Raw genomic sequence first — 20,908 nt, 5'->3', positions numbered from 1 at the left:
GAGATCCATTCTCGAATCCGATGCAGGAAACACATGTTTAAATACTTGTAAAACAAACATTGTTTTCCTGTTGATGGGGAATCAACGCGACCGCGCCGTGACGCGGGTTGGTTCTGACGTTGGCATTGGCAATGCGGAAATTTGTTCAGTAACCGCTAATTCCTCCCAAGTTTAGTAGTGTGCATTACTTCCAAATTCTGGTTGATCCTGCCAGAGGTCACTGCTATCGGGGTTCGATTAAGCCATGCGAGTCGAGAGGGTTCGGCCCTCGGCGTACTGCTCAGTAACACGTGGATAACCTGCCCTAAGGAAGGGGATAACCCCGGGAAACTGGGGATAATACCCTATAGGTTACAGATGCTGGAATGCTCTGTAACTCAAAGCTCCGGCGCCTTAGGATGGATCTGCGGCCGATTAGGTTGTTGTTGGGGTAACGGCCCAACAAGCCCGTAATCGGTACGGGTTGTGGGAGCAAGAGCCCGGAGTTGGATTCTGAGACACGAATCCAGGCCCTACGGGGCGCAGCAGGCGCGAAAACTTTACAATGCGGGCAACCGTGATAAGGGAACCTCGAGTGCCTGTATATGCAGGCTGTCCAGGTGTCTAAAAAACACCTGAAGAAAGGGCCGGGCAAGACCGGTGCCAGCCGCCGCGGTAATACCGGCGGCTCGAGTGGTGGCCACTTTTATTGGGCTTAAAGCGTTCGTAGCTGGGTTGTTAAGTCTCTTGGGAAATCCGGCGGCTCAACCGTCGGGCGTCTAAGAGATACTGGCAGTCTTGGAACCGGGAGAGGTGAGGGGTACTTCGGGGGTAGGAGTGAAATCCTGTAATCCTCGAGGGACCACCTGTGGCGAAGGCGCCTCACCAGAACGGCTTCGACAGTGAGGGACGAAAGCTGGGGGAGCAAACCGGATTAGATACCCGGGTAGTCCCAGCCGTAAACGATGCGCGTTAGGTGTATCGACGACCACGAGTCGTCGAGGTGCCGAAGGGAAACCGTGAAACGTGCCGCCTGGGAAGTACGGTCGCAAGGCTGAAACTTAAAGGAATTGGCGGGGGAGCACCACAACAGGTGGAGCCTGCGGTTTAATTGGACTCAACGCCGGGAATCTCACCGGATAGGACAGCAGAATGATTGCCGGGCTGAAGACTCTGCATGACTAGCTGAGAGGAGGTGCATGGCCGTCGTCAGTTCGTACTGTGAAGCATCCTGTTAAGTCAGGCAACGAGCGAGACCCACGCCAACAGTTGCCAGCATGATCTCCGGATTGATGGGGACACTGTTGGGACCGCCTCTGCTAAAGAGGAGGAAGGAATGGGCAACGGTAGGTCAGCATGCCCCGAATTATCCGGGCTACACGCGGGCTACAATGGGCAGGACAATGGGTATCGACACCGAAAGGTGGAGGCAATCTCCTAAACCTGTCCGTAGTTCGGATTGTGGGCTGTAACTCGCCCACATGAAGCTGGAATCTGTAGTAATCGCGTTTCAAAATAACGCGGTGAATGTGTCCCTGCTCCTTGCACACACCGCCCGTCAAACCACCCGAGTGGGGTTTGGATGAGGCTGCGGTCGTTGCCGCAGTCGAATCTAGGTTCCGCAAGGGGGGTTAAGTCGTAACAAGGTAGCCGTAGGGGAATCTGCGGCTGGATCACCTCCTAATGAAATTACTTGGGTCAAGCGGTTGCTGAACAAAACGTAAAATTGCCGATGTCAACGGATTAATCCGGGCTCATAGCTCAGTTGGAAGAGCGCCGCCTTTGCGAGGCGGAGGCCGGGGGTTCAAATCCCCCTGAGTCCACTCGGCAGGGCTGTCACAGTCCTGCCCGACAATGCACCCGGAGATGTGAATCACCGGGGAAGGGCTGAAGGTCTATGACCTGACGAAGCTGTGTATAGGTGCGTACTCTGGACGTTAAATGAGTTCAGCGGAATGGTGATATGCCTATCAGTGGATGGCTCGGTTCGAGTGCCGAAGAAGGGCGTGCCAAGCTGCGATAAGCTCCGGGAAGACGCATGGAGTCTACGATCCGGAGATTCCCTAATGGGACATCCCAACACTTCGGTGTTGATCCGTAAGGATCGGGAACCCCCCGAATTGAAACATCTTAGTAGGGGGAGGAAGAGAAATCAACCGAGATGTCGTTAGTAGAGGCGATCGAACACGACAGAGTTCAAACTGAATCCCGCAAGGGAGATGTGGTGTAGTAAGCCTACCGTCCGGATACCAAGGTCAAACGGAAATCCTCTGGAATGAGGTGCCAAAGAGGGTGATAGCCCCGTACGTGCAAGCCGAGGTATCCTGGTAGTGTCTTGAGTACCGCGGGTCGGAATTCTCGCGGGAATCTGGGGGTCATCAACCTCCAAAACTAAATACTACTCGAAACCGATAGCGTATTAGTAGCGTGAGCGAAGGCTGAAAAGTAACCCTTGAAAGGTGGTTAAAAGCGCCTGAAACTGATAGGTGATAGTGAGTTACGGCGCGAAAGGATCTTCCACGTGAAGGAACCCGTCGCGAGGCGGTAGTACGGGCGTGGTTGCCGGTGTCGTAACGTACGTTTTGAAGAACGGGCCAGAGAGTTTATTCTGTAGGCGAAGGTTAACCCAAAAGGGGAGCCGAAGGGAAACCAACAGGTCCGTAGCCTTCGGGCATGGGACGACGTATTAAAAGTGCGTGGAGTCTGCAGGATAAGACCCGAAGCCTAGCGATCTATGCGTGGGCAGGTTGAAGCGTGCCGAAAGGCGCGTGGAGGACCGCAAGCGGTTTTGATATGCAAATCATTCGTGTGACCTGCGTATAGGAGTGAAAGATTAATCGAGCTGGGCATCCGCTGGTTCCTCTCGAAACATGCCGTAGCATGACCTGGCTGGAGATAGACGGTGAGGTAGAGCACTGATTGGGGGAGCTGGGGGAGAAATCCCTCACCCTCCTGTCAAACTCCAAATTCCCCGTCGTCGAAGAAGGCTGGCAGTCCGGACTACGGGGTAAGCTTGTAGTCCGTAAGGGAGACAACCCAGACCGTGGTTAATGTCCCTCAATGTAGGCTAAGTGTCAACACTGAAAGGCGTCCCAGGCCAAAGACAACTGGAAGGTGAGCTCAGAAGCAGCTATCCTTTAAAAAGTGCGTAACAGCTTACCAGTCGAGGTTTGGGGCACTGAAAATGGACGGGGCTAAAGCCTACTACAGATACCACGGACCACACAACGTGTGATGGCGTAGAGAGGCGTGCTGCCTGGGCAGAAGCAGGGGCGTGAGCTCCTGTGGACCGGGTAGTAATGAGAATTCTGGCATTAGTAGAAGCAAAGTTGGGTGAGAATCCCAACCGCCGGAGGGGCTAGGTTTCCTCGGCAATGTTCGTCAGCCGAGGGTTAGTCGGTCCTAAGATGTGTCGTAATTCGAGCACATCGAAAGGGAAACAGGTTAATATTCCTGTACCATTCATCCGTAGCGTTAATTCGCCCTGACGCTTCGGGATATGCCGGGCAGGGCCGTCGCCCTGTCCAAGCGTTCAAACTCGTGGAGTACCGCCATGGTGAGAAGCGAGTGAAGGCGTGATGGGGTAACTCGGCAAATTCCTGGAGCCCGTGAAAAGGGGGATGAATGTCCGTACCGAGATCTGACACAGGTGCCCCTAGCTGAAAAGGCTAAGGCGTGTCGGTTTAATCGTGTTAAGGGAACTCGGCAAATTAGCCCCGTAACTTTGGGAGAAGGGGTGCCTGCCTGGCGATCAGGCAGGTCGCAGTGACCAGGGGGCTCTGACTGTCTAATAACAACATAGGTGACTGCAACTCGGAAACGACTAGTATAGTCACTGATTCCTGCCCAGTGCGAGTATCTGAACACCGGGTTCAACCGGACGAAGGACTCGTAAACGGCGGGGGTAACTATGACCCTCTTAAGGTAGCGTAGTACCTTGTCGCTTAATTGGCGACTTGCATGAATGGATTAACGAGAGCCCTACTGTCCCTAACACGAGGCCGTTGAACATTTTATCCTAGTGCAGAGACTAGGGACTCCAGATGGGAAGTGAAGACCCCGTGGAGCTTTACTGCAGCCTGTCGCTGTGTTACGGTATTCCTTGCGCAGCGTAGATGGGAGGCGTCGATCCACCCCTTCCGGGGGGTGGGGAGCCAACAATGAGACACCATCCTTGGTTTACTGTAACACTAACTCAACCGAGGACAACGATAGGTAGGCAGTTTGGGTGGGGCGCCACACCCTCGAAAAAATATCAAGGGTGCCCTATGGTCAACTCATGTGAGTCAGAAACTCACAGGAGAGTGTCAAGAGCATAAGTTGGCCTGACGCGATTTCGCATAGCAAGAAATCGCGAGAGGAAACTCGGGTCTAACGAACTAATGAGCCTTATTGATGAGGGCCATTAACGACAGAAAAGCTACCCCGGGGATAACAGAGTCGTCGCCGGCAAGAGCACATATCGACCCGGCGGCTTGCTACCTCGATGTCGGTTCTTTCCATCCTGGCCGTGCAGCAGCGGCCAAGGGTGAGGTTGTTCGCCTATTAAAGGGGATCGTGAGCTGGGTTTAGACCGTCGTGAGACAGGTCGGTTACTATCTATCTGGAGTGTAAGGAGTCTGAAGGTAAGATGGAAATAGTACGAGAGGAACTTTCCGTCGTCGCCTCTGGTCGATCGGTTGTCCGACAGGGCAATGCCGAGCAGCTACGCGATAAGGGATAAAAGCTGAAAGCATCTAAGCTTGAAACCTGACCCGAAAAGAGACTCCGTTGAGGACACGGGTAAAAGACCCGCTTGATAGGTCCGGGATGTAAGCACGAAGGCAACGACGTGTTCAGTCCGCGGATACTAACGTCCGATGCCTTCCGCTGAACTCAGACGAAATCCGGAGTACGCACCGAAAAACGCCTTACGGCCGAATCTGGTAAGGGTGTAACCCTTAAATAGGTTGGGCGACAACATAGTAAGGCAACACAGCTTGCCAAGGTGGCGGAGCGGCCACGCGGTTGACTGCAGATCAACTACACCCCGGTTCAAGTCCGGGCCTTGGCTTCCGACCGGGCGCGAAGCGGCTGGGCGGGGAGAAAATCCGTAAGGATTTTCGACTCCATCCAAACGCATCACACCCGGTCGTAACTGGTAATAGCGGCCATAGCAGAGGGGAAACACCTGGACCCATTCCGAACCCAGCAGTTAAGCCCTCTCACGTGCCATGTGGTACTGAGGTGCGCGAGCCCTCGGGAAGCACGGCTCGCTGCTATTACCTTCCTTTACTCTGAAAACTGTTCTTATCGTGTTTTACTGTGCGAACGGTAGTTTTTGTCGATTGTCCCTTCTTCTTCGTAGCGCACGTCTTTACATCAATACTATCCAGAAAATAACCTCAGTGCCACGGAACCGGATTGGGGAAGGGGGAGCGATCTCTGTCTCCCCGCTAAAACTCGCTTGCAGCGCTTCCCGGGACATCCGGCACGACGCCCGGTTCGGCTCCTCCCCGTTCCTGGAGTTGCGGGTGTTCCGCGGTTTTAGGTTGATGGAATTGAGGCTTTAAAGATTGGATCTCAATGATGCGCCGCCGTTGCGGTGGCACCATTCTATCTGTGGAGGATATCGTTTATTTAACTTTTGTTTCTGGTCGAACAAATCTCATTTACTCTGCGGGCCGCATGCCTCTCATGATACCGGCGGTGCCTCCGGGGGTAGTGTCTCCGGGACGTTCACACCGTAAGGCTGGCGTCCTTCCCGTATCCGGTGCAGTACCTGCGACAGCACTTCCTCGTCGGTCGGGAGGCCCAGGTCGAGAACCTTCTTCATCCGGATCGGGACGGAATCCATCCTGTAGCCCGTTCCTTCGCAGTCGATGCCCACGCATGCGACCGGGATATGGAGATCCGCAAAGGAGGTGCTGAGCGAGACAAACGGATCGATGACGATCGTGGGGATCGTCGCGAGGTGTTCGTTGCACCTCCTCGGCAGATGCGCCCCGGGGTCGGCACCGATGATGAGGCATGCATCGGCCTCGCCCCGGCGGAGCAGATCGACCGCTGTGGTCTCGCCGGGGTTGTAATACGGAGTGCCGCGCGAGAAATCGACGCCGTATGGGTAGCCCGTGAGGAACGAAAACGTCTGGTTGGTGCCGTTGACGTTCCAGTGCCCGCGCATGGGCGTCAGGGTGAACTTCGTATGCCGGTTGAGTTCGTCGACGAGCTGGATGGCGTTCCTGACGTTTTTGTACCTGCCCCGAGACTGTGTCAGGCCTATCCCCGTGAAGAGCGCACCGAACCGGGCGTTTCTGCAAAGGTCCGCCAGCCAGATCAACCTCTCCCGCGGGACGCCTGCGACGGTTGCAGGAAGGGCATCCGCGTGCCCCCTGATAATTGCCCGCAGGGCTGAAAAGGCGGCGTAATCGCCACCGGGCTTGATCCGTATGAATTCATCGGCAATCTTCGCGGTATCGGTCTCTCTGATATCCACGACGACGAGAGTCCGGTCGTGGTGCCCGTTATCCCGGTACTTTCCGTTGACGAACGTCGTATACCGGGAGAGGTGGCGCGGGTGCGACTCTATGGGGTTCGAACCCCAGTAGATCACGACGTCGGCCCGGTTCTTCACCGCGCCGAGCGTGCATCCCGGATGGCCCGCCTCCTGGATGCCCATGATCGAGGGCCCGTGACAGATCGACGAACAGTTGTCGATCACGCCCCCGATCGTTTCGGCGATCTGGATGCCGATGCACTGCGCTTCCGCGGACGTCCCGCTCCACCCGAAGAGGAGCGGCCGTTCGGCGTCGGCGAGCACCTCTGCAGCATACCGGATGGCCTCCGCAAATCCGATGGTTTTCCAGGCCCCTCTATCGTTCGAGATCGGGAGCGTGAGACGGCTCTGCGACAGGAACTTTTCCGAGCCGAGCGAGCATGCGTTATCGACCGACCTGACGGCCCCGCCCTCGACCCTCACGACAAGATCGTCGCAGAGACACCCGCAGAGCGGGCAGGCAACGTCCCGGATGGTTGCGGGACCGCCGCCGTCTTTCCCGGAGGGCACCGGCACCGGGGGGCATGCGGCGCCGCCTTCCTCGACGAGGATATCCCACCCCGATCTCGGGGGCAGCTCGGTTCGCGTCACCGTTCCTTCCAGCCATTTGTAGTCCGGAGCACCGGTTCCCCGCGTTGTCGCGTGCAGGATTGCGTTCGCGTGCGGTCCGCAGGGGATGAACACGGTTCCGGAGACGAGATCGTCGCAGGGCGTGGCGACAAACACCTCTTTTCCCGTCCCTGTCGAGAGAAGGAGGTAGTCTCCCGGCGCGGCCCCGAGTTCCAGGAGATCGAACGGGTTGACGAAACAGCGTGCCGTTTCGTCGGAATATTCGGGCATGTCTTTGTAGTAGAGTTTCCTGCCCTGGGCGATTGTCCTCCCGCTCGTGATGAGAACGTTCATTGGAGGTCAATCTGACTTCCGCATCGATAATGTTTATGGTTAGCCATTTACAATTGGGTAAAATTAAGGGTGTTATTTTACCTGGTGGGTGGCATTTACGGGAACAAAAGCGGTGCCGGGTACCCCGGTAATGCGGAAGATGCCCGGGAGCCCATCACACCGCAATGTATCGCGCCGCTGCCACCTTCTCCCGCTCAAACGTTTCACTGAGCGCGAACAGGTCATTCCTGCCGAGGTGCTCCTCCGCCCGGGCGAAGACCTCGCTCTCTTCCGAGGCGAAGTGAGCCTCGACCCGCTCCCGGAGATCGGCGAGCGCCGGCATCCAGGCGTCATCTCTCTGGGGGATTCTCTCGAAACGTACGAGCGTCTCCCTGACCTCGGTGTGTTCGTCGAGCGACCGCCGGATCTCCTCCGGAACTCTGTCCCGGAGGTGCGCATACAGTGTAACCTCCTCTGCGTACATGTGCCCCGGCAGTTCCCGGCGAAGCGTGATGCACCGGACGTCCCGTGTCTCCGGATTGCTCTCGAGTTCGTCGAAAAGAGCCCTGATAAGATCGTGATCCTCCCGGATCAATTCAAGAATCTGCGGCATACACGTCCTCCATCCGGGGGAGAATAGGGAATGAGGAACTTAACGATTTCGCCCGGGCGATCTCTGTCAAAAAATGAGGAGCGTCGGGACCTTCGCCCGATCGCTCAGCGTGCCGCCATCGGCATCGCGCTCTTCTTTGCCTCTTCGTAACTGCTGCCGAGACTCGAGAGTTCGTCGCTGCTCATCTTCTGCTGCATCTCGGGGAAGATCTCTTCTTCCTCCTCGCTGACGTGGTGCTGCACGTTCTCCTTGATCACCTTTATCTTCGCCACCCAGACGTCCTCTTCCGACGTGGACGCGCTGTCGAGCTGGGATAAGAGCGATTTGACCGCGTTGTGCTCCTCGATCGACTCGAGTGCTATCTCCTTCATCCCCGAATCCATGAGTTTCGGATATACGGCCTGCTCCTCCCCGATCATGTGCGGTATGAGGTTCTCTTTCAAGGAGTTGTACTTCTGTTCCCGGTTGCTCGTGCCGGTGCTCGAGAGTTCCGAGAGCTGCGAGAGCACCATCTCGTGCTCCTGCTTCAGTATATCGATAACGCTCTGTGCCATCGATTCACTTCCCCCCACTCTTGCAGGGAAGCCATGAGGGGCAAGTCAGGTATATATACGTTATGCGGAGCCCCGCCCCGTGCCCTCTCCTTGCTCCCCGGCAACAATGCATCCGGATGTATGGCGTATCGTGCCGGTGCCCGATAGCAGCCGCCGGATATCCATAAATGCTGCAGACACATAGGATTGTACATGCCAAACGAGGATCGGGACGCCCCGACTCCCGGAACGAAACTCCGGCGCGAACTCGGCCTGCCCGCGGTCACCCTCTCGGGCGTCGGGATCATCCTCGGGGCCGGGATCTATGCCCTGCTCGGGGAAGCGGCCGGCATGGCCGGCAACGCCGTCTGGCTGACGTTCGCCGTCGCCGCCGCCATCGCTGCGTTCAGCGCACTCGGCTACGCCGAACTCTCGTCGATGTTCCCCCGCGCGAGCGCCGAGTTCGAGTACGTCAGAAACGCCTTCGGGAGGAGGCTTGCGTTCGTCGTCGGGTGGCTGATCATCTTCTCCGGCATCCTCGGGGCCGCAACCGTCTCGCTCGGGTTTGCCGGCTACTTCTCGGATCTCGTCGGCTTCCCGCGCATTCCCTCCGCCGTCCTGATCCTCCTCGTCCTTGCCGGGATCCTTTTCTACGGCATCAAGGAGACCGCCCGGGCCGCCATCGCCATGACCCTCATCGAGGTAGGAGGGATCGTCATGGTCATCGTGATCGGCCTTCCGCACCTCGGGCGGGTGGACTATTTCGATATGCCTCTCGGAGTTCCGGGCCTCCTGCAGGCGTCCGCGCTCGTCTTCTTTGCCTATATGGGATTCGAGGAGATGGTGAAACTCTCGGAGGAGACCAGAAACCCGGAGCGCACCATCCCCATAGCCCTGATTATCGCGCTTGCCATCTCCGTCCTCCTCTACATTGTGGTCTCCCTCGCCGCCGTGTCGGTCGTCGGGTGGGAGCAGCTCGCCTCGTCCCGGGCGCCCTTCGCCGACGTCGCGTCCGTCGCTCTCGGCCCTGCGGCGTTCACCCTCATCTCCGTCATCGCCCTCTTCGCCACGGCAAACACCGCCCTCCTGATGATGATGGCGTCGTCCCGGATCATCTACGGGATGGCCTCCTCCTTCTCGCTCCCGCCCATCCTCGCCCGGGTGCACCCCCGGACACGGACGCCGTGGACGGCCATCGTCGCCGTTCTGCTCGCCTCCATCGCGTTCCTCTTTGCCGGCGAGATCGACTTCGTCGCGAACGTCACGAACTTCACGCTCTTCGTGACGTTCGTCGTCATCAACGCAGCCGTGATCCTGCTCCGCTACCGTGCTCCGGATGCAGCCCGGCCGTTCCGGATACCGGGCAGCATCGGCAGGTTCCCGGTCATCCCGGCCGTCGGCATCGCCTCGACCCTCCTTCTCCTCGCCCAGCTGGAACCCCTGGTGCTGCTGATCGGCGGGGCCGTGGTCGTTATCGGTGCGGCGATTGCCCTGGTCGGAACGTGGCAACCGGCCGCCGCCTAATCCTGCCCCTCTTTTGCCCGGTAGCGTTCGATCCGCCCGACCGCTTCCAGTTTTCCGTCCGAGAGGACGGATATGGCGCCGTGACCGCACGCGACCAGGCACCGGCGGCCGGAAGGGGCGAGTTCCTCGTCCAGGTTTCGGATCAGTTCGAGCAGCGCCTTCCTCTCTCTTCTGGCGCAGTCGCTGTCGACGTTGACCGAGGTCACCAGGAAGTCGGCGAGCGAATTGTAGCGTTTCCGCTCTTCATCGAGGCTCCCGAAGTTGATCAGCGTATCGGCGGTGAAGATGATCCCGTGCGTGGGGCAGAAGAAGTAGATCTGGCCGTGCATGTGCCCGCCGAGAGATTCCAGCACCTCGAACTCGAGGTCGTGGACCGTAAAGCGCGCGAGGACAGGAAAGATCGAGCGCATGCCGATCCGCCCCGCCGGAAAGACCTCGAGGTCCCCGGGCGGGGTGAAGTGCGAGAAGAGGTTGATGACGGTCGTGTAGACCTCTTCGAGGATCGAGGACTCGCTGCGCGATCCGTATGCCCGGTTCGCCCGGCGGATGATCTCGAGCGACCCGGTGTGCGTATACGCTTTCGCCTCGAAAAGCCCGCCCGCCCCGCAGTGGTCGGCATCGGCATGGGTGATGTAGATCCTCCGGATATTCCCGGGATCCCCGAGCCCGTAGTGCCGGAACATCCGCACGGCGTCCTCGTGGTATATCCCGTATCCGGTATCGATCATCACGGTCTCGCCCGGGGCCCGGAGCAGGAAGATGTTCCCACCGCCCGGCATCTGGAAGCAGAAGACCTCGACGTCGTCGGCGAGGCTGATGCGCTGGACGTCCGCGTAAAACCGGTCACCGGTGGTGTCCCGGAGCGTCCGGCCCGTGAGCAGGATGGACTCGAAGACCTCTCTCGGGTCCTGGCCGAGGCTGTTGAGTTCCTGGACGATATGGTTGACGTCCTGCAGGAGCGAGAGCAGGAACTCGTCCTCGGCCGTCCCGATCAGCCCGCGCACCGCCTGGGCGAACCTGACGTAGAAGACGGTGTCGTCGAGCTTCTCGCCGGTGGTGTCGTACTCGAGAATCTCGAGCCGGTAGCGGGACTTCAGCCGGTCGAGCAGGCTCTCGACGATCGCGGTCTCCTCGACATTCAGGCTGATGGTGACCCTGCCAGGATCGTGCCGCCGGTCATCGAAGTCGATGTAGGCGATGTTCGCCCCCGCCCCGGTGATGTAGGTGAGGAGTTCGAAGAGGGATCCGGGTTTGTGAGGGAGGTATACGGAGAATTTGAGAAACCCGAGCGTGGGCAGCGACTCCTGGAGGTAGCCGATCGCGTGAAGGTCTTCCTTCATCCGGGAGTAACTTTCCGGTACTGCGGCCACCTCGAAAAAGACCGTGGCGGGATCGATCCGGCGGTCATACTGGATGCGGATGATGTTGCCCGAATATGACTTGACGATCTCGGCCGCGCGGTGCAGCGCGCCCGGTTTGTCGGGCATTCTGGCTACGAAAGAGTATTTGTTCACCCGGTTCACCTTGTGATTTTTATAGGTGCGCGGCCGTCCTATAAGCACTTTTTCGTGCGTTGCGGCAGCCTGAACGAGAAATGAGGCGGTTCCTGTGTCTGCACACCGTTACGTCGCGGCCGGTCACGCCGCTGTGAGCTTCCTGTGTACTGCCTGCGCCCAGGAACGTACGATCTCCCAGTCGCGGAAGTCTCCCGTCTTGGCCCGGATCATCTTAACGATGGTGCGGTCGGTGAAGGACAGGCCGCTGCTCTCCAGTTTGCCCGGAAAGATCCCGACTTCCACCGGATTAACGAGCATCCTGACCGCGTCCATCGATGCTTCCGCTTTTCTGAGGATCTCGGGGCTTCTGTCCGTGACCGTGAGCCCCACGGAGAAGTAGGCGACCGGGATGGTGCGCAGGCGCTGCTGGTTTTTCTCGATGAAGACCTGCGGTTCCGGAAGCCATTTCCCCATGTATATCGGGCTTCCTATGACGGCGGCCCGGTACGGGGAGAGATCCCGGACTTCGTCCACCGGCGTGACATCGACCTCAACGCCCGCTTTGCGGAGTTCTTCGCCGATCGCCTCCGCCACTTCTGCCGTCGAACCGTAGCGGGTGGCGTAGGCAACAAGAATTCTATCTGCCATAAGCAGTTACTTCTTGTTCGACCGGTCTTAAACGTTATCGGGGGTAGCGGGTTAGGTTCTTATGGATTGGTCTCCTTTTCAGGTCCGATGGCGACAAGAGAAGAGAGTGCCGAGGTATGGTACCACAGGGGCCAGGGCCTCTGCAGTACCGGGGACTACAGCAAAGCGATCGCCTGTTACGATAAGGCCCTTGAACTCTCTCCCGACGATCCCCTCTACTGGAGGCGGAAGGGGTTTGCTCTTATCAGGGCCGGCCGCTACGAGGAGGCGGCCGCCTCTTTTGACCGGGCGCTCGCACTCGACCCCGACGATGCGACGGCCTGGCAGAGAAAGGGCTACGTTCTCGCGCACCTCGGGGAGCACGATAGCGCCGTCGCCTGCTGTGACCGGGCGCTCATGCTGGATCCGGAGCATATCCTCGCCTGGCAGAGCCGGGGCTGGGTGCTCGGGGCCATGTGCCGCTACGATGAGGCGGCGGACTGTTACGAGGCAATCCTCGCAATCGACCCGGAACGGGTGTCCGCGGCCTGGCACCGGAACCGGATGCGGGAGAGGAGTGAGCTCACGGCGCTCGCGTCCGAGATCCGGGAGGCCGAGCGGGCCATCGAAGTGCCGGCCTGCATCCGGGACGTCGCCCGGGAGCGGGACTACGGCAACGCCGGGCTCGCCCGGGCGGTGCTCCGGGAACTGGTCGGGCGGGCGGAGAGGGCGGTGGTTCAGAGGCCGTGATCGTACACCCCACGTGCTGCCCGGTTGGGGAGATGGATGGAAACCATCCTTCTTCCTGTTCCTACTCCGCCCTCAACGCCTCGATCGGGTCGAGGTTCGAGGCCCGCCACGCCGGGTAGACCCCGGTGACGATGCATATCGCGGCGCCGACGGCCATGGCCATCGGGACGTAGCTGATGCTCCCGGCCGCGAAGAAGTACTCGGCGGTCCCGACCATGCCGACCACGACGATGTAGCCGATGATGATGCTCATAACGGCACCGATGATCGCCCCGACGAGCCCGAGGATCCCCGCTTCGTAGATGAACATTCGCAGGATCTCGGTTCGCTGCGTTCCGATGGAGCGGAGGATCCCGATCTCCCGCACCCGTTCGTTCACCGACATCATCATCACGTTGAAGATCGAGACCGCGGCAACCAGGAGCGAGATCGCGGCAATCGCCATCACGAACGTCGTCATCGTGGAGAGCGACGAGGTGATGCTCTCCATCATGCGGCTGCTGTCCTGGACGGTGACGGTGTCCTCCTTCCTGTTGAGTTCGTCTTCGATCGCCGTCTTGACCACATCAGCGTTGTTGATGTCGTTCACGACGACGTTGACCTGGTCGTACTCTCCCTCGCCGCCGTAGATGCCGACAAAGAGTTTATCGCTCCCGACAATCGCCATGTCCGTGGAGAGGTCCATCGACATGCCGCGTTCCTCGAGGATGCCGACGACCCGGACGGTCGTGGTAGACCCCTCGTCGGGGTCGCCGATCTTGAGTTTGCTCCCGATCTTGAGGTTGAGCCTTTCTGCAAGCGTCGGCCCGACCGCTACCGAGGTCGTGCTCTTCGGGTACTCGCCTTCCTCGACGGTGAGGATCTCGCGCATGATCTCGGGATCGAGGCCGTAGATGGTCGCTCTCCCAGTATCCGACCCGACCTCGATCCGATCGGATTCCGATCGGACGGTGTAGGCGGTTCCGTACTTCGCGACGATGCGCTGAATCGTCTTGAACTGTTTTTCGGTGATCACGTCGTCGTCATCAGAAGAGGAGCCGCTACTGATGACGACCCTGCCGCCTCCTCCCCCGCCCATCATCATGCCGCCCCCGCCCCCGGTATACGGGGTGACGGTGAGTTTGTTTGCCATATCAGAGAGCTGCTCCGTGACCGAGAGCGTCATGTTCGCTCCCATCATCCCGATCGAGGCGATGGCGACGACGCCGATGACGATGCCGAGGGCGGCGAGGACCGATCGCAGGAAGTGAAGCCGGACGCTTCTTACCGAGAGTGCGAGGATGATGTCGTTTCCGATCATGCCACCCTCCCGTCCCGGATGACGATCGTCCGTTCTGCATATGCCGCGATCTCGGATTCATGGGTCACCATGACGATCGTCCGGCCTTTTTTGTGGAGTTCCGAGAGCGCCTCCATGATCTGGGTGCCGGTCTGCGAGTCCAGGTTTCCGGTCGGCTCGTCGCAGAGGAGGATCGCCGGGTCGTTCACGAGCGCCCGGGCGATTGCAACGCGCTGCTGCTGACCGCCGGAGAGTTCGTTCGGCTTATGGGTCGAGAGGCTTTCGTCGATTCCGACCAGGGCGAGAAGGTCCCGCACCCTCCCGGTGTCGTCGTTTTTGCGGTGCTTCATGATGTAGGGGTATTCGACGTTCTCGTAGGCGGAGAGGAGCGGGATGAGGTTGAACTTCTGGAAGATGTAGCCGATGGACGAGAGCCGGAGACTGGTCAGCTCCCGGTCGTCCATCTCCCGGGTGTTCTTCCCTGCGAGGAAGAGGTCGCCCGAGGTGGGGCGGTCGAGGCACCCGATCTGGTTGAGGAGGGTTGATTTTCCCGACCCCGACGGCCCCATGATGGCGACGAACTCCCCCTCGTCGATCCTGATAGATATCCCGGAGAGGGCCGTGACGTCGCCTGCAGGGAGGGGATAGACCTTCGTGACGTCGTCGAGTTCGATAACCGGTATGCTCATGCATCGTCCTCCCGGGGTTACTTCCGGATCCGGTCACGGATCTTCCCGAAGTAACCCTTCCGCCACGCGACGGCGACGGCCACGCCCCCGACGGCCACGAGGCCGATCTCAAGGAGCGGGACCTGCGCAAACCCGCCGCCGAACGACATGCCCATGCCCCCGGACCTGGTCACTGTCTGGGGGCCGCTCCGTGTAATCACTCCCGAGCCGCCGGTCTGGACCTGGTTGCCCGCACCTGTCTGCTCTGTGGAGGATAGGGAGACGGTCACGGTCTCGCTGTGGGTTTCACCGTCCTCGTCTTTGTACTGGACAAGAAGCGGGATCGAAGATGCGCCCTGGGCGAGGCACGTGATCTCGAAACTCGAGAAGTCATCGGACTCCAGTCCGCCGACGACGTAGACCGGGTAGGGGTCGGTCGGGGTCGCGGGGTCGTCGACGGTGACCTTGACGGAGTAGGCATCTTTCAGACCGGCGTTGGTCACGTCGCCGGTCAGCGTGACCGTACTGCCGCTCCGGGCGACTTCGATGTTGTTGACCACCATTTCCGGTTCGACCGCCCGCTCGCCGATCTCGACGGGGATGGTCAGGGAGGCGTGGTGTTCGTTGAGACCGTTCCTGTAGGAGACGTCGAAGGTGAGTTTGGTCGACTGCGATGCCTGGATCCGAAACGAGGCGTTCTTCTCCTCGTCCGGCGAGAGGGCTCCAAGGAAGACGGCTGTCTGGGTGCTTGCGACGCCCTCGCCGGTCGGGGTGACCGTTACGCCGTTCACGCTGTTCCCGCGGGGGTTACCGACGGAAAGAACGATGGTGTCTTCGCTGTTTGCCGGGAAGGTTTTCGGGGCGTCGACGATATTGACCTGGATCTCGGTACTTTCGACCGTCACCGGGACGGAGTAGCGGATGCTCCCGCTGTCCCTGAGGTCCAGGTAGAAGATCGGGTAGTAGATGCCGTCCGAGGCATCGGCCCGCACGGTGAACGTGAACGACATGGTGTTCCCGGGGCCGATGGTGCCCACCGAATCGTAGGTCTTGTCGTTGACGACGGAGATGCCGTTGGGATAAAGTTCGGCCCTGCTGATGGCGACGCCCGTCTCCCCGGTGTTCTTGATCTCGACCGTCACCGTGCCCGTATCTCCGCGCATGAGCGCGTCGGGATTGACGGTGACCCCGGTGACCGCAATCTGTTCCTCTAACGACGTATTGGCCGCGGCGGCGGCACCCACGATTGCCGACAGGAGGAGAAGCACGATGCAAAGGTTGTGTTTCATCATCGTCTCTGCCTCCGTCGCATGGAGGCTCCTCCATGGCATCGGTGCTGTTCCGGTAGTGTTCTGGCAGTTTCCATGATCTTTTCACTTCGCTCTGGTTCTGCTGCTCTGATGTCGCGCCCTCCCCGGAAACTGCGGGAAGGGCTATGCGACAATGTAAGGTAGATTTTACATATTGTTATTTATTTCTTACTAATTGGCGTAATTTTTGAACAAAATGGTGGGTTGACTGGACATCTGCCGTGAAAGGATTCCGGCCTACGGGTACGTCTCGCGGACCACCGGTGCCCGCGGATCGTGCACCGGCATGGTGGGCCATGCAGGATCAGCGATCAAACGACGCACGAAATACTGGATAGAAGAGTGAAGGTGATGGGCGGGCGGCAGGACGTTTTATGGGGTATGGCGAGTCGAAGCTGAGGCCGGAAACGCCTGCGGCAGCGGCCCCGGTTGGGATTACTTCCGCTCTGCCGCATCGCCGTAGAGGAAGATGTCCTCGATCGTGACGCCGAAGAACCCGGCGATCTTGAAGGCGAGTTCGAGCGACGGATCGTACTTCCCCTTCTCGATGGCGAGGATGGTCTGCCGGGTGACCCCGAGCTCGTTTGCGAGCCCTTCCTGGGTCAGGTCGTGCATCGCCCGGTAGACCTTAATCCTGTTCTTCATCGGTATCCCATTCTCCGTACTTGCGGGCGTAATACATCCTGAACCCGACGTACAAGAAGATCATCAGGCAGAGGAGTACCAGTTGGCCGATGGCAAATCTGCCGAAGAGGTCGAAGGAAAGGAAGTCGGGATGATCCTGCAGCCGTATCACCACCATGTGCGTGACGTTCGGGTCCGGCGGATGGGGCGGGCGCAGCCCGAGCGGCCTTGAGAACGCAGCAACCGCGCCCCCCAGGCTGATCACGAAGAAAACCACCCAGGAGACCTCCAGCGTCCGGAGCGCTGCCTTCTGGGTGATCATCGCCGTCCGTTCATCCTCTATCGTCTCGTCCACCCTCCGCCGCGCGAGATAGAGCAGGAGGATGCCGAGGACGAACGCAACCTGGATCAGGATCGGCCTCTCGACCTGCACCGCGAGCCAGAAGATGCCGACTTCGGCGAGCGCAACGATCCCGGCCAGAAGATAGAACGTGTTTCGCTTCATACTGCTGCCTTTGTATACGATCTTGAACATTTTGTTATTAATGGGTTACCCCGGTGAACGGCATTTCGCACCTGACGGTGCTCAAGCTCCCCCCTGTGCTGATAACGTACACTCCCGAACCTTTGCGTCCGGCAATGACCTCCGGTCACACCTGGCTCGGATTTCGTGGGGATATCGGCATTGGGGGAACGACGCTCCGGAGTGCGACTGCCGGGACGGCAGGAGTTCGACCACCGTTAGGTGCGAGACGCGAACGCAGTGAGCGTGAGCACCGTTAGGTGCGAGGTGCGAACGCAGTGAGCGTGAGCACCGAAGGTGCGAGGCGCGAACGCAGTGAGCGTGAGCACCGAAGGTGCGAGGCGCGAACGCAGTGAGCGTGAGCACCGAAGGTGCGAGGCGCGAACGCAGTGAGCGTGAGCACCGTTAGGTGCGAGGCGCGAACGCAGTGAGCGTGAGCACCGTTAGGTGCGAGGTGCGATGGTTCGAAGCGCGACGGTTCGTTAGAACCGGAGCGTGAGCACCGAAGGTGCGAAGAACCGGAGCTCGACCACCGTCAGGTGCGAGGTGCGACGTTCCGACAGGAACGGAGCTTGAGAAACTCTTCGAGTTTCTCATGCTCGCTGCGCTCGCACTCCCCTGTTCCCACCCCCCGTTGCGATATCCCCATGGTCCACTGTACTGGGCTTTTTCCTCGTCCATGCCGAGCGCTTCCCTCCCGGCCAGTCAGCACTCGCACCCTATAGATTCATTGCAATCGTGACAAGGGTCGATCTGAAGTGCGGGCCTGTTCCAGGGACTACTATCCAGAGAAGGGTTCCAACAAGGCAGAAGGGCTACGGAGTCGGCCTTCACAGGCCGTCCCAAAAAAGATCACGTGAAGGGGAGGCCTGCCTGCCTCCTCCCTCGGCTTCGGCGAACCCGCTTCACCGGTGCGCAAAATACGCGCTTACCCGGCCGCCTTCCACCGAGTCGATCCGGGCAAACCCGATCCGCTCGAACTGGACGACGCGGTCTGCCTCTCCCACGACCGGCGGCTCGCAGAACCCTTCGAGGCTCCCGTCCTGCCGCAGAAGCGTGCAGGGAAGTTTCGCGTCCGCCGGCAGCCACTGGATGATCGGCGCCTTCTCGTTCCGTGCCTCCTCGAGCGAGTCGCCGGCGTAGGATACCCGCGGCGTATCGCCGTCCCACGCGATCTTCACGTTGTAGAGGTCTTTTAAGCGGACCATGCTCTTCCCTTCGATGTCCGCCCGGGGGAGGAGCACCCTTCCGGCGGTGACGAGGGTGCGGACACCCCGGGACGGGTCGTTCGGGTGCAGGGCCGCGTGAGCCTCGTGCCGCGGGGCGCCCTCCACGACGACTTCGATCGGGTCGGGCACGAAGAAGTAGCGGTTCGCCTTCGGGTCGACAAGCTCCTTGTTCCGGGAATAGAGGTTCTCCCACGAGAACGATATGTCGGTCTCCCCGATCCCGATATCGACCATGGCGTTCCGGACGGCCTCCGGCTCGATGCCCCGGCGCGCGATCGCCCGCATCGTCCCGAGGTGGATGTCGTCCCAGCCGGTGTAGAGACCGCTCTTAATCCCCTCGCGCATCCCCGACGTCGAGAGGACGACGCCCGATATCCCCATCCGCCCGTAGTGGCGGTAGACCGGCGGCTTCCAGCCGAAGTAGTCGAAGATGTAGCGCTGGCGTCGCGTGTTCGCGATATGGTCCTTGCCGCGGATGACGTGGGTGATCCCGAGCAGGTGGTCGTCCACCGCGACCGAGAAGTTCATCAGCGGAAAGACCGTGGCGTCCACCCGCGGGTGGAGCGGTGCGTTCACGATCCGCATCGCGGAGTAGTCCCGCATCGCCGGGTCGGGGTGGGCGAGATCCGTCTTCACCCGGACTGTCGCGTCTCCCTCGTAGAACTCTCCGTTGAGCATCTGCTGCCAGAGTTCCAGGTTCTCCTCCACCTCCAGCTCCCGGCAGGGGCATGCCTTCCCCTTGAGTTTGAGTTCGCGGAACCGTTCGGAGTCGCAGACGCAGACGTAGGCGCCGCCGAGTTCGATCAGTTTCCTGCAGAGATCGTAGTAGATATCGAGGCGGTCGCTCTGGTAGACGATATCGGTGATTCCGAGCCCCAGCCACTCGACGTCCTCGAGCACCATCGCGTATGCATCGGGATCGACCCGTTTCGGGTCGGTATCCTCGACGCGGAGGACGTACCGCCCGCCGTAGCGTTTGACGTAGTAGTCGTTTAAGATGGAGGCGCGGGCATGCCCGAGGTGCAGCGGTCCGCTCGGGTTCGGCGCGAACCGCATCACCACGCCGTTCTCCGCATCCTCGAGAGCGGGGAGTTCCCGGACGTGTTCGTGCGTCTCGGCGAGTTCCGTGAGAAGTTCGGGCGCGAGTTCTTCGAGCCGACTTTTCCTCTCCGCCGTGCTCATCTTCGCCACCTCCGCGACCGCCTTTCCCGCGAGCGGCCCGATCTCCCGTGCACGGCTCCGGAATTCGGGATGCTTGCCGAGCACCGTGCCGATGACCGTCCCGCTTTTCGGGGCGCTATCGTGCTTCACCGCGTTCTGCAGAGCGTAGATAAAGAGCAGGTGCTCGATATCGGCGTCCATGGTATCAGTTGCCTCGATCGATGAAGAAATCAGCGATATCCGCAAGAAGCCGCTTCTCCTCCGAGTCCGGGAGGACCGAGAGAGCCTGTTTTGCGACGGCGGCCCGCTCAACGGCAACCGCCCTGACCTCGTCGATGACGCCCGCATCCTGGAGTCTGGAGATCAGGCCGTCGATCTCGGCACCGGAGAGCTGCCTCCGGTACGGGGCGAGATCGATCCCCTTCTCGCGTGCCCGGATAGCGATCAGGGTCTGCTTCCCTTCCCGGATATCCGACGCCCGGTCCTTCCCGCTCGTTTCACTGCTCGCAATGAGATCGATGAGATCGTCCTGGATCTGGAAAGCAATGCCGCTGTTCACCCCGTACTGGTAGAGGGCGTCGGCCTGGACGGGACTCGCCCCGGCAAGGATCCCGCCGATTGCGGCGGATGCCCCGTAGAGGACGCCGGTCTTCTTGCTGACCATCTCCAGGTACTCCACCTCCGTGACGTCGTCGCGCTTCTCGAACGCCATATCCATGCTCTGACCGTCGCAGATGTCGGTGCACGTCCGGGCAAGCATCTTCACCGCCCGGATCTTGGCGGCGTCCGCGGCGTCCGAGAAGCAGATGAACTCGAACGCCTTCGCATACAGCACGTCCCCGGCAAGGATCGCCGTCGGCTCGTCCCAGACCGTATGCACCGTCGGGACGCCGCGCCGTGCGGCGTCGCCGTCCATGATGTCGTCGTGGATGAGGGTGAAGTTGTGGGTCAGTTCGAGCGAAAGGGCTGCCGGGAGCAGGTCGTCGGAGCTCCCCTTTCTCACCGCATCCGCAGCGAGGATGACGACCGCCGGGCGGAGGCGTTTACCGCCCGCAAGCAGCAGGTGGGCGCTCGCCCGGAAGAGGTCGCCGTGGACGTCTCCGAAGTAACGGTGAAGCGCCTTGTCGATCCGGTCAGCATTCTTCTCCAGGTAGTCTTCAAGCGTCGTCATGCAC

14 protein-coding genes, 2 tRNA genes and 3 rRNA genes are annotated in these 20,908 nt (G+C 60.1%); 7 read left to right on the top strand and 12 right to left on the bottom strand.

Translation table 11 applies throughout. From position 1 onward, the window contains the following. Positions 1–194: 194 nt before the first annotated feature. The 5 genes from SZ63_RS03560 (at position 195) to rrf (ending at position 5,243) form a co-directional block, all read left to right on the top strand. Positions 195–1,661, top strand: a 16S ribosomal RNA gene (locus tag SZ63_RS03560). Between the two features lie 68 nt (positions 1,662–1,729). Further along, positions 1,730–1,802 (top strand) — tRNA-Ala (locus SZ63_RS03555). A 124-nt stretch (positions 1,803–1,926) separates the two neighbouring features. After that, positions 1,927–4,852: ribosomal RNA gene (locus SZ63_RS03550) — 23S ribosomal RNA — on the top strand. Between the two features lie 108 nt (positions 4,853–4,960). Beyond that, a tRNA-Cys gene (locus SZ63_RS03545) sits at positions 4,961–5,032 on the top strand. Between the two features lie 89 nt (positions 5,033–5,121). After that, a 5S ribosomal RNA gene (rrf, locus tag SZ63_RS03540) occupies positions 5,122–5,243 on the top strand. Together the 16S, 23S and 5S rRNA genes with 2 tRNA genes alongside form the textbook arrangement of a ribosomal RNA operon. Positions 5,244–5,653: 410 nt before the next feature. Here the strand turns inward: rrf and SZ63_RS03535 are convergent. The 3 genes from SZ63_RS03535 to SZ63_RS03525 form a co-directional block, all read right to left on the bottom strand. Further along, a complete protein-coding gene (locus tag SZ63_RS03535; protein ID WP_048181307.1) occupies positions 5,654–7,417 on the bottom strand; it encodes a formylmethanofuran dehydrogenase subunit B in 1,764 nt (587 codons plus the stop codon). A gap of 154 nt (positions 7,418–7,571) precedes the next feature. Continuing rightward, positions 7,572–8,009: a hemerythrin domain-containing protein gene (locus SZ63_RS03530; RefSeq protein WP_048181304.1), complete on the bottom strand. Its 438-nt coding sequence runs from the start codon at positions 8,007–8,009 to the stop codon at positions 7,572–7,574. A gap of 104 nt (positions 8,010–8,113) precedes the next feature. After that, complete coding sequence (locus SZ63_RS03525) at positions 8,114–8,563, bottom strand: hemerythrin domain-containing protein (RefSeq protein ID WP_048181301.1); 450 nt, start codon at positions 8,561–8,563, stop codon at positions 8,114–8,116. 192 nt (positions 8,564–8,755) lie between these two features. On the opposite strand from SZ63_RS03525, the gene SZ63_RS03520 reads away from it, so the two are divergent. Further along, positions 8,756–10,066: an APC family permease gene (locus SZ63_RS03520; protein ID WP_048181298.1), complete on the top strand. Its 1,311-nt coding sequence runs from the start codon at positions 8,756–8,758 to the stop codon at positions 10,064–10,066. Here the strand turns inward: SZ63_RS03520 and SZ63_RS03515 are convergent. Both SZ63_RS03515 and SZ63_RS03510 read right to left on the bottom strand, forming a co-directional pair. Then, entirely contained in the window at positions 10,063–11,580 is a 1,518-nt protein-coding gene (locus tag SZ63_RS03515; protein ID WP_048183512.1) for an MBL fold metallo-hydrolase, read from the bottom strand. The two genes, SZ63_RS03520 and SZ63_RS03515, sit on opposite strands and share 4 nt — an antisense overlap. Positions 11,581–11,703: 123 nt before the next feature. Further along, entirely contained in the window at positions 11,704–12,210 is a 507-nt protein-coding gene (locus SZ63_RS03510) for a flavodoxin domain-containing protein (RefSeq protein ID WP_048181293.1), read from the bottom strand. Positions 12,211–12,297: 87 nt separating this feature from the next. Here SZ63_RS03510 and SZ63_RS03505 point away from each other — a divergent pair, with 87 nt between their 5' ends. After that, positions 12,298–12,939 carry a tetratricopeptide repeat protein gene (locus tag SZ63_RS03505; protein WP_048181287.1) on the top strand — a complete coding sequence of 214 codons (642 nt, stop codon included), beginning with the start codon at positions 12,298–12,300 and terminating at the stop codon, positions 12,937–12,939. Positions 12,940–13,000: 61 nt separating this feature from the next. On the opposite strand, the gene SZ63_RS03500 is transcribed toward SZ63_RS03505, so the two are convergent. The 7 genes from SZ63_RS03500 to SZ63_RS03470 all read right to left on the bottom strand — a co-directional run bounded on the left by SZ63_RS03500 (position 13,001) and on the right by SZ63_RS03470 (position 20,904). Beyond that, positions 13,001–14,239, bottom strand: a complete 1,239-nt coding sequence (locus SZ63_RS03500) for an ABC transporter permease (protein ID WP_048181283.1) — start codon at positions 14,237–14,239, stop codon at positions 13,001–13,003. Continuing rightward, on the bottom strand, positions 14,236–14,907 hold the full coding sequence (locus tag SZ63_RS03495) for an ABC transporter ATP-binding protein (RefSeq protein WP_011844656.1): 672 nt from the start codon (positions 14,905–14,907) through the stop codon (positions 14,236–14,238). Before SZ63_RS03495 ends, SZ63_RS03500 begins: the two co-directional genes overlap by 4 nt. A gap of 17 nt (positions 14,908–14,924) precedes the next feature. Further along, the gene (locus tag SZ63_RS03490) at positions 14,925–16,217 is read right to left on the bottom strand and encodes a COG1361 S-layer family protein (RefSeq protein WP_048181275.1); all 1,293 of its coding nucleotides are present in this window, start codon (positions 16,215–16,217) and stop codon (positions 14,925–14,927) included. Positions 16,218–16,631: 414 nt separating this feature from the next. Beyond that, on the bottom strand, positions 16,632–16,841 hold the full coding sequence (locus SZ63_RS03485) for a helix-turn-helix transcriptional regulator (RefSeq protein WP_011844654.1): 210 nt from the start codon (positions 16,839–16,841) through the stop codon (positions 16,632–16,634). After that, a complete protein-coding gene (locus SZ63_RS03480; RefSeq protein WP_143706466.1) occupies positions 16,825–17,325 on the bottom strand; it encodes a DUF2178 domain-containing protein in 501 nt (166 codons plus the stop codon). Before SZ63_RS03480 ends, SZ63_RS03485 begins: the two co-directional genes overlap by 17 nt. Positions 17,326–18,248: 923 nt before the next feature. Next, positions 18,249–19,934, bottom strand: a complete 1,686-nt coding sequence (locus tag SZ63_RS03475; RefSeq protein WP_048181266.1) for a glutamate--tRNA ligase — start codon at positions 19,932–19,934, stop codon at positions 18,249–18,251. Between the two features lie 4 nt (positions 19,935–19,938). Beyond that, positions 19,939–20,904: a polyprenyl synthetase family protein gene (locus SZ63_RS03470; protein ID WP_048181261.1), complete on the bottom strand. Its 966-nt coding sequence runs from the start codon at positions 20,902–20,904 to the stop codon at positions 19,939–19,941. Positions 20,905–20,908 lie beyond the last annotated feature (4 nt).

The organism is Methanoculleus sediminis, assembly GCF_001017125.1.
Lineage (GTDB): Archaea > Halobacteriota > Methanomicrobia > Methanomicrobiales > Methanoculleaceae > Methanoculleus > Methanoculleus sediminis.
The sequence above is the reverse complement of the archived record's forward strand: the minus strand, read 5'-3'. Positions and strand labels throughout refer to the sequence as shown.

Coding starts and splice junctions, on each gene's coding strand:
- SZ63_RS03530 (WP_048181304.1), bottom strand. CDS start 8,009: ATGCCGCAGATTCTTGAATTGATCCGGGAGGATCACGATCTTATCAGG.
- SZ63_RS03510 (WP_048181293.1), bottom strand. CDS start 12,210: ATGGCAGATAGAATTCTTGTTGCCTACGCCACCCGCTACGGTTCGACG.
- SZ63_RS03485 (WP_011844654.1), bottom strand. CDS start 16,841: ATGAAGAACAGGATTAAGGTCTACCGGGCGATGCACGACCTGACCCAG.
- SZ63_RS03535 (WP_048181307.1), bottom strand. CDS start 7,417: ATGAACGTTCTCATCACGAGCGGGAGGACAATCGCCCAGGGCAGGAAA.
- SZ63_RS03520 (WP_048181298.1), top strand. CDS start 8,756: ATGCCAAACGAGGATCGGGACGCCCCGACTCCCGGAACGAAACTCCGG.
- SZ63_RS03525 (WP_048181301.1), bottom strand. CDS start 8,563: ATGGCACAGAGCGTTATCGATATACTGAAGCAGGAGCACGAGATGGTG.
- SZ63_RS03500 (WP_048181283.1), bottom strand. CDS start 14,239: ATGATCGGAAACGACATCATCCTCGCACTCTCGGTAAGAAGCGTCCGG.
- SZ63_RS03490 (WP_048181275.1), bottom strand. CDS start 16,217: ATGCCATGGAGGAGCCTCCATGCGACGGAGGCAGAGACGATGATGAAA.
- SZ63_RS03475 (WP_048181266.1), bottom strand. CDS start 19,934: ATGGACGCCGATATCGAGCACCTGCTCTTTATCTACGCTCTGCAGAAC.
- SZ63_RS03505 (WP_048181287.1), top strand. CDS start 12,298: ATGGCGACAAGAGAAGAGAGTGCCGAGGTATGGTACCACAGGGGCCAG.
- SZ63_RS03495 (WP_011844656.1), bottom strand. CDS start 14,907: ATGAGCATACCGGTTATCGAACTCGACGACGTCACGAAGGTCTATCCC.
- SZ63_RS03480 (WP_143706466.1), bottom strand. CDS start 17,325: ATGAAGCGAAACACGTTCTATCTTCTGGCCGGGATCGTTGCGCTCGCC.
- SZ63_RS03470 (WP_048181261.1), bottom strand. CDS start 20,904: ATGACGACGCTTGAAGACTACCTGGAGAAGAATGCTGACCGGATCGAC.